This is a genomic window from Methylophaga sp. UBA678, from assembly GCF_002299105.1.
GTDB lineage: Bacteria > Pseudomonadota > Gammaproteobacteria > Nitrosococcales > Methylophagaceae > Methylophaga > Methylophaga marina.
Window position 1 is genome coordinate 44,098 of record NZ_DBNG01000002.1, and the last position, 7,858, is coordinate 51,955.

Here is a 7,858-nt window from a genome sequence, read left to right on the forward strand (position 1 = left end):
GGGTAATCAAGGTTGCGTATTCTACGGTAATTCAGGCAAATCTGCAGGTGTTTTATCGACTTTTTGTTCTGTTGTAGGCACAGACTCTGTCACACTTTTCGCCTTTCCTGGTGTATCGACTGAAAAATAGGCTAATGTCAGGCTGGTGATAAAGAAAATTGTTGCCAGCACAGCACTCGCACGACTTAAAAATGAAGCCGAGCCTTGGCTGCCAAACAAGCTGCCTGAGGCACCACCACCGCCACCACCGAATGCAGCGCCTGCATCAGCGCCTTTACCGTGCTGAATCAGAACAAATCCAATCAGCATAAGACAGGCAATAATATGAACTGTGAGAATAATCGCGTGCATGTGTTGTTAACCTAATTTTAAAACTGCGGCCTGACATATTTTAACAAACTCATCGGCATCAAGCGATCCACCGCCGACGAGCCCACCGTCAATATCAGGTTGTAGAAACAATGGCGCAGCATTATTACCTTTTATGCTGCCTCCGTAAAGTATTCTTATATTTTCTGCTATTTCTTTATCGTGTTTTGCTACACGTTGACGCATAAAGCTATGTACGTCTTGCGCCCATTCTGGCGTGGCTGAGCGTCCTGTACCAATAGCCCATACAGGTTCATAGGCTAAGACAGTATGCGCTAAACCTTCAACGCCTTGATGCGCAATCACGGTGTCGAGTAATCGCAATACAACCTCTTCTGTGCGACCGACCGCATGCTCGTCTGGACTTTCACCAATACATATGATGGGGGTGATACCAGCCCTGACTGCCATTTCATATTTCTCAGCGATAATACGATCTAACAGACATTGGTCTAAATCTAACTCAGCATATAAACAACGTCTCTCTGAGTGCCCTATCAGCACATACTGGCAACCAAAATCAGCCAACATGCTTGCCGAAATTTCTCCGGTGTAAGCGCCTCTTTCAAATTGAGATAGATTTTGTGTACCCCATGCCAAGTCTGTTCCTGAAAGAGCTGACTGCACCTGGCCCAGATAAACGGCTGGAGGAAATAATGCGACTTCTATATCGGAGAATGTATCGGCTTTTGAAAGTATTCCCTCAAGTAGTGCTTTGTTACTCTCACTAGAGCCGTTCATTTTCCAGTTGCCAGCGACTAGTGGTTTTCGCACCTAAGACTCTCTCTGAATATAAAATGAAACATCAGACTACATACCCACCATGAATAATGCAATGTATGAAATATGACAAGGATTGTACTCATTGATCCATCAGAGCCAACAGACATGGAAATTAATTTTTCAGTACCTGTTCAATTACCGATGCCAGTTCTTCTGCTAGTTGTTTAGTCAATGTTGCATCAATGCCTTCCACCATCACTCTGATCACAGGCTCCGTTCCCGATGCTCTGAGTAATACGCGTCCCTCATCACCTAATCTTTTCTCTACAGATCTAATGGCGTTATTGATATCTGCATTACTGCTGATATCGATCATTTTATCTACCCTGACATTGATTAAATGTTGAGGATATTTTGTGACGACTGAGCGTAGATCATGCAGGCTATTATTGGTTTGCTGAATTTCGGCGACAACTTGAAGCGCTGCCACAATACCATCACCTGTCGAGGTTTTATCTAAACAAATAATATGGCCTGAGGCTTCACCACCAAGCAGGCCGCCTACCTGTTGTAGTTTTTCCATCACATAGCGATCACCAACTTTGGCTCGGTGAAGTGACATATCAAACTTTGCCAAGGCATGTTCTAAGCCCAGATTAGACATCTGAGTACCGACCACGTCAGGCATGCTCGCACCCATGCGCTGTCTTGCTCTGGCGATAATAAATAAGAGCTCATCACCATCAACAATCTCACCACGATGATCCACCATGATAATGCGATCACCATCACCATCGAGTGCCAGCCCTAAGTCTGCTTTGTTTTCCAGTACTGCTTGTTGTAATAACCGAGGTTCAGTTGAGCCACAATTTAAATTGATATTAAACCCATCAGGTTCAGCGCCCATCACAATGACGTCAGCGCCGAGCTCTTTGAAGACATCTGGTGCAACGTGGTAAGTAGCACCGTGAGCACAATCGACCACGATTTTGAGTCCATTCAGATCCACGCCGCTCGGTATGGTGCTCTTACAAAACTCAATATAACGACCCGCTGCGTCACCAATACGGTGCGCTTTACCTAAGCGAGTCGAGTCAACTGTTTTTAACGGTTGCTCCAGCATGGCTTCAATTTCCAGCTCTATCGCATCAGGCAGTTTTGTGCCTTGGGCAGAGAAAAACTTAATACCGTTATCATGATAAGGATTATGGGAGGCGCTGATGACGATACCTGCTTGCGCATGAAAGGTGCGCGTCAGGTAAGCGACGGCTGGTGTCGGCATGGGTCCTAATAAATAAATATCAACACCCGCGGCAGATAAACCTGCTTGCAGGGCAGACTCAAACATATAACCTGAAATGCGGGTATCTTTACCAATAATGACGCGACTATTACGCTCTTTGGCCAGAACACGGCCAACTGCCCAGCCCAGCTTTAATACAAAGTCTGGTGTAACAGCACCATCACCGACACGACCACGGATTCCGTCCGTACCAAAATAACGTCTTTGTTTAGTCAAAATCTTCTACCTGCATTACAGCCTGACTTAGTTTTACAGCTTGATAAGTTTCTTTTACATCATGTGTTCTAATGAGCTTTGCTCCTAACCATGTGGCAATTGAAGCCAGCGACAAACTTCCTGCCAATCGCTCATCTACAGATACTTTCAACATATCCCCGATAATAGATTTACGGGAAACCCCGACGAGCACTGGATATGGTAAATCCGTCAGTACAGACAAGTGCTTCATTAATCGAAGATTGTGACGGGCACGTTTACCAAAACCAAACCCAGGATCAAGCATGATATGTTCTGCTTTGATACCTGCTTTTAGACAAGTATCTACACGTTCCAGTAAGAATGTTTTTACTTCTGTCACCACATCATCATAGTGTGGTTCTTGCTGCATAGTTTGAGGAGTGCCCTGCATATGCATCAGGCAGACGGGGACATTTAACTCAACTGCAGCTTCAAGTGCACCTTCCATGCGTAAGGCATTAACATCATTGATAAGACCTGCACCCGCTTTGACTGCTGCTGTCATCACGCCAGGCTTCATAGTATCAATGGAAATTGGGATATCGAATTCAGCACTTATCATTTCGATGACAGGCGCGACACGTTCGATTTCATCCTGCTCAGCCACGATATCTGAACCAGGTCGCGTGGACTCACCACCAATGTCCAAGATATCAGCACCGTCTGAAATTAACTTTTCAGCTTGTTTTAAAGCAGCATCACGATCAAAAAATTTGCCACCGTCAGAAAATGAATCTGGGGTGACATTAATGATGCCCATAATACGAGGAACGGACAAGTCCAAGGACTTGCCCGCACAGTCAAAAATCACGTGATAACTTCCTGATATTTAGTGTAACTGATCAGCTGGTTTGCCAGATGGTGTTTCAGACGAATCAGATTCAGTATCACCTGATGCTGGTGGCGGTGAAGAACGGTCAGTCCAGTCTTTAGGTTCACCCGGTTCACGGCCTTCCATGATGGCATCAATCTGATCACTATCGATGGTTTCATACTTCATCAATAGTTTTGACATGGTATGTAATTTATCCATGTTATCAATCAACAGTTGTTTTGCACGCTCATAGTTACGATTGATGACTCGTCTGACGTCTTCATCAATCTGTTTAGCTGTCAGATCAGACACGGCTTTATGTTGAGTAACACTTCGGCCTAAGAAGACTTCGCCTTCATCTTCACCATAAGACAAAGGCCCCATATTGTCAGACAAGCCCCATTTGGTCACCATATTATGGGCAAGTTCTGTAGCCCGTTGAATATCGTTCGATGCACCAGTAGTTACTGCTTCTTCACCAAAGATAAGTTCCTCGGCTAAACGACCACCATACAGACTTGAAATTTGGCTTTCCAAAGTCTGCTTACTGTAACTGTACTTATCTTCCGTCGGTAAGAACATAGTCACACCAAGAGCCCTACCTCTCGGAATGATGCTGACTTTATAAACAGGATCATGTCCAGGCACTAAACGACCAATAATGGCATGGCCGGCTTCATGATAAGCCGTCAATTCTTTCTCTTTCTCGTTCATGACCATGGAGCGACGTTCTGCACCCATCATGATTTTATCTTTGGCGAGTTCGAGCTGTTCCATGCCAACCAGACGTTTGTTACCACGAGCAGCGAACAATGCCGCTTCGTTTACAAGGTTAGCTAAGTCAGCACCTGAAAAGCCGGGTGTACCACGAGCAATCACTCTTGCATCCACATCATCTGATGCTGGGACTTTTCGCAGGTGGACGTTAAGAATTTGCTCACGACCACGGATATCAGGGAGCGGTACGACAACTTGACGATCGAAACGACCTGGGCGTAATAGTGCAGGGTCAAGTACGTCAGGACGGTTCGTTGCAGCAATAACAATGACGCCTTCATTACCTTCAAAACCATCCATCTCGACCAATAACTGGTTAAGCGTTTGTTCACGCTCATCATTACCACCGCCCATGCCCGCACCACGGTGACGACCAACAGCATCAATCTCATCAATAAAGATGATGCATGGGGCATGTTTTTTAGCTTGTTCGAACATATCACGAACACGCGAAGCACCAACACCAACAAACATTTCAACGAAGTCAGAGCCAGAGATAGAAAAGAATGGCACTTTGGCTTCACCAGCAATTGCTTTAGCCAGTAATGTTTTACCCGTACCAGGTGAACCCGCCATCAAAATACCGCGTGGGATCCGACCACCTAATTTTTGGAATTTGCTTGGGTCACGAAGAAAGTCGACAAGCTCGGCGACTTCTTCTTTGGCTTCTTCTACACCAGCCACATCTTTGAAGGTCACTTTGACTTGGTCTTCATTCAGCATGCGTGCTTTGCTTTTACCAAATGACATGGGGTTTTTACCACCACCACCTTGCATTTGTCGCATAAAGAATATCCAGACACCAATCAGCAGCAGCATTGGGAACCAAGAAATAAAAATCTGCATAAGAAGACTGGTTTTTTCAGCAGGCTCTGCTTTTATCGTCACACCATTGTCTAGCAGATCACCAATCAAGCCTGGATCGTAGTCAGGACTGTAAGTTGTAAACTTACTGCCGTCAGTCAGTTCACCTGAAATGGTTCTGCCCTGTATATCGACTCTGGAGACTGCACCGTTTTTAACATTGCTGATAAAGCTGGAGTAGTCCATGGTGCCTGAATCGTTATTTTGCGGACCAAAATTATTAAAGACAGACATCAGCACTACGGCGATGACGACCCACAAAATAATATTTTTCATCATGTCATTCAATGTAAGGTACCTCTGGTTACCATTAAATGTTACTTGAGACCACGTCCCAATAAATAAACTTCACGACTTCTTGCTCTGGAAGCCCCCGGTTTACGGGTCACTACTTTCGTGAAATTGTCTCTCATTTCTTTCAAAAAAGCGTCAAATCCTTCGCCCTGAAATACTTTGACAAGAAAGCAACCGCTTTTACTTAAGTTGTTCAATGCAAAATCTAAAGCCAACTCAACCAAGTGCATACTTGAAGGCTGATCAATCGACCCTACTCCTGTCATATTGGGGGCCATATCTGATAATACAAGGTCTATTTGTCGGCCATCCATTACTTTATTCAATTCATCTAGTACATCGTCCTCACGAAAGTCACCTTGAATAAAATGTACACCCGTCAGTGGCGTCATTTCTAAAATATCCAATGCGATGACTTTACCATTGTCGCCGACTTTACCTAAAGCATAATCAGACCAGCCACCTGGGGCTGAGCCCAAATCAACAACACTCATACCAGAACGGATGAGCTTATCTTTATCATCAATTTCTTTTAGCTTAAACGTGGCGCGCGAACGATGACCTTCTTTCTGTGCCTGTTTGACATATTGATCATCAAAATGTTCTTTTAACCAGCTTTGACTTGATTTACTTCTTGCCATATCAGGACACTTGCTCTGCTTCTGCACGTTTATCGTTGGTTAACACTAACATTAAACCAAGCAAGCTCATCAGCATATACAGGCTTTCACTGAATTGATGTAATGTGTTAAATCGTTCACTAAGAACAGCATCTGCACGCCAGTCTAATAACTTTATTGATGTCATCTCTGGCTGAATAAATGCCAAAAAGATAAAACTCATAATAAGCATGGCTAAAATAAGCCAGCTGCGCCAATAACGATGAAATGTTTTCAGACCGAAAATAAATAGTCTACTCACTAATAATATACAAGCACTAATGAGGCTGATTATATTAACGGCATAAAACAATTTGCCGGCATAGTCACCGGCAATTGTTACATCTAAGTTGGCAAAGGCCATGGGAACAGCTAAATAACCTATTGACCATAACGCCCCTATCCATAGAGTCAGAAGTAGCCGTTCACCTGTATAGCCAGACAGCATGCTTATGCCTCGTAGCCTATCTCAACGATTTCATATTCAATGTTACCGCCGGGCGCTTGCACTGTCGCTACATCATCAATTTCTTTACCGATGAGAGCTCGAGCAATGGGTGACGAGACTGATATACGATTTAATTTAATATCAGACTCATAATCACCCACGATTTGGTATTTCACTTCTTGGTCTGTATCGATATTCAATAACGTAACGGTAACGCCAAACACCACCCGACCTTCTTGGGGCAATGTTGCCGGGTCAATAATCTGTGCATTCGATAATACAGACTCAAGCTCTTGAATACGGCCTTCGATAAAACTTTGCTGTTCTTTTGCTGCATGGTATTCGGCATTTTCTTTTAAATCACCATGTGCACGGGCTTCTGATATGGCAGCAACGACTTCAGGTCTTGCTACCGTTTTCAGATGTTTCAATTCTTCTTTAAGTGCTTCAGCACCACGTGAAGTAATAGGTACAGCCATTAATTTAACTCTCCATGCAAAGATTGCAGTCTGTTAACAGAACCAACATCTTCACTATTTAATGCTTGAACAGTGGCCCTTGCCGCTGCCAATGTGGTTGTATAATTGACTTGATGCTGTAAGGCCGCGCGACGGATTTCTCTTGAATCCGCGACAGACTGACGACCTTCTGTGGTATTCACAATCAAGTCGATTTCATCATTTTTAATCATATCAACGATATGCGGTTGACCTTCTGCGACCTTGTTTACGGGTTCACATGACACACCAGCTTCTTCCAGCACACGTTGTGTACCTCTGGTGGCTAGTAAAGCAAAACCAAGTGACGACAGGTCTTTTGCAATTTGAATAACTGCTACCTTATCAGCCTCACGAACGCTGATAAAGGCTTTACCACCTGTCGGTAACACGACAGAGGCGGCTAACTGTGATTTTGCAAAGGCTTCACCGAAGGTTCTGCCAACCCCCATGACTTCACCCGTTGATTTCATCTCAGGCCCAAGGATCGGATCAACACCTTGGAATTTGATGAATGGGAATACCGCTTCTTTAACTGAATAATAAGATGGAATTACTTCTTTAGTGACACCTTGATCAACTAGTGATCGGCCAGCCATTGCCCTAGCAGCAATTTTAGCGAGCGGTTCACCAATTGATTTCGAGACATAAGGAACCGTTCTGGACGCACGTGGGTTGACCTCAAGAATGTAGATTTGCTCACCCTTGATAGCAAACTGCGTGTTCATTAAGCCTTTTACACCCAGCTCTAAAGCCATTTGGCGTACTTGTTCACGAAGTTGATCTTGTGTTGCCTGACTTAAACTGTATGGAGGTAATGCACAAGCAGAGTCACCAGAGTGAACACCGGCCTGCTCAATATGTTCCATAATG

The 7,858-nt window shown here is 44.3% G+C and carries 9 protein-coding genes; all 9 read right to left on the minus strand.

Features of this window, described 5'->3' with window-relative positions:
• Positions 1 to 21 precede the first annotated feature (21 nt).
• Complete coding sequence (gene secG, locus B3014_RS00475) at positions 22 to 351, minus strand: preprotein translocase subunit SecG (protein WP_286304006.1); 330 nt, start codon at positions 349 to 351, stop codon at positions 22 to 24.
• Between the two features lie 6 nt (positions 352 to 357).
• Entirely contained in the window at positions 358 to 1,143 is a 786-nt protein-coding gene (tpiA, locus tag B3014_RS00480) for a triose-phosphate isomerase (protein WP_289243250.1), read from the minus strand.
• Positions 1,144 to 1,264: 121 nt separating this feature from the next.
• A complete protein-coding gene (glmM, locus tag B3014_RS00485; protein WP_289243249.1) occupies positions 1,265 to 2,611 on the minus strand; it encodes a phosphoglucosamine mutase in 1,347 nt (448 codons plus the stop codon).
• Complete coding sequence (gene folP / locus B3014_RS00490) at positions 2,604 to 3,392, minus strand: dihydropteroate synthase (protein ID WP_289243472.1); 789 nt, start codon at positions 3,390 to 3,392, stop codon at positions 2,604 to 2,606. The genes glmM and folP overlap by 8 nt, the downstream gene beginning before the upstream one ends.
• Positions 3,393 to 3,461: 69 nt before the next feature.
• On the minus strand, positions 3,462 to 5,366 hold the full coding sequence (ftsH, locus tag B3014_RS00495) for an ATP-dependent zinc metalloprotease FtsH (RefSeq protein ID WP_289243248.1): 1,905 nt from the start codon (positions 5,364 to 5,366) through the stop codon (positions 3,462 to 3,464).
• Between the two features lie 38 nt (positions 5,367 to 5,404).
• Complete coding sequence (gene rlmE, locus B3014_RS00500) at positions 5,405 to 6,022, minus strand: 23S rRNA (uridine(2552)-2'-O)-methyltransferase RlmE (protein ID WP_289243247.1); 618 nt, start codon at positions 6,020 to 6,022, stop codon at positions 5,405 to 5,407.
• A gap of 1 nt (position 6,023) precedes the next feature.
• Entirely contained in the window at positions 6,024 to 6,488 is a 465-nt protein-coding gene (locus B3014_RS00505; RefSeq protein WP_289243246.1) for a DUF4149 domain-containing protein, read from the minus strand.
• Between the two features lie 2 nt (positions 6,489 to 6,490).
• Positions 6,491 to 6,967 carry a transcription elongation factor GreA gene (gene greA, locus B3014_RS00510; protein ID WP_289243245.1) on the minus strand — a complete coding sequence of 159 codons (477 nt, stop codon included), beginning with the start codon at positions 6,965 to 6,967 and terminating at the stop codon, positions 6,491 to 6,493.
• Positions 6,967 to 7,858 (minus strand): ATP-grasp domain-containing protein (locus B3014_RS00515; RefSeq protein ID WP_289286878.1); only part of this gene is annotated, 892 nt, incomplete at its 5' end. The genes greA and B3014_RS00515, both read right to left, overlap by 1 nt.

Bases quoted from the DNA above. Each gene is read 5' to 3' on its own strand.
- ftsH (WP_289243248.1), bottom strand. From the start codon at position 5,366: ATGATGAAAAATATTATTTTGTGGGTCGTCATCGCCGTAGTGCTGATG.
- greA (WP_289243245.1), bottom strand. From the start codon at position 6,967: ATGGCTGTACCTATTACTTCACGTGGTGCTGAAGCACTTAAAGAAGAA.
- folP (WP_289243472.1), bottom strand. From the start codon at position 3,392: ATGGGCATCATTAATGTCACCCCAGATTCATTTTCTGACGGTGGCAAA.
- B3014_RS00505 (WP_289243246.1), bottom strand. From the start codon at position 6,488: ATGCTGTCTGGCTATACAGGTGAACGGCTACTTCTGACTCTATGGATA.
- rlmE (WP_289243247.1), bottom strand. From the start codon at position 6,022: ATGGCAAGAAGTAAATCAAGTCAAAGCTGGTTAAAAGAACATTTTGAT.
- secG (WP_286304006.1), bottom strand. From the start codon at position 351: ATGCACGCGATTATTCTCACAGTTCATATTATTGCCTGTCTTATGCTG.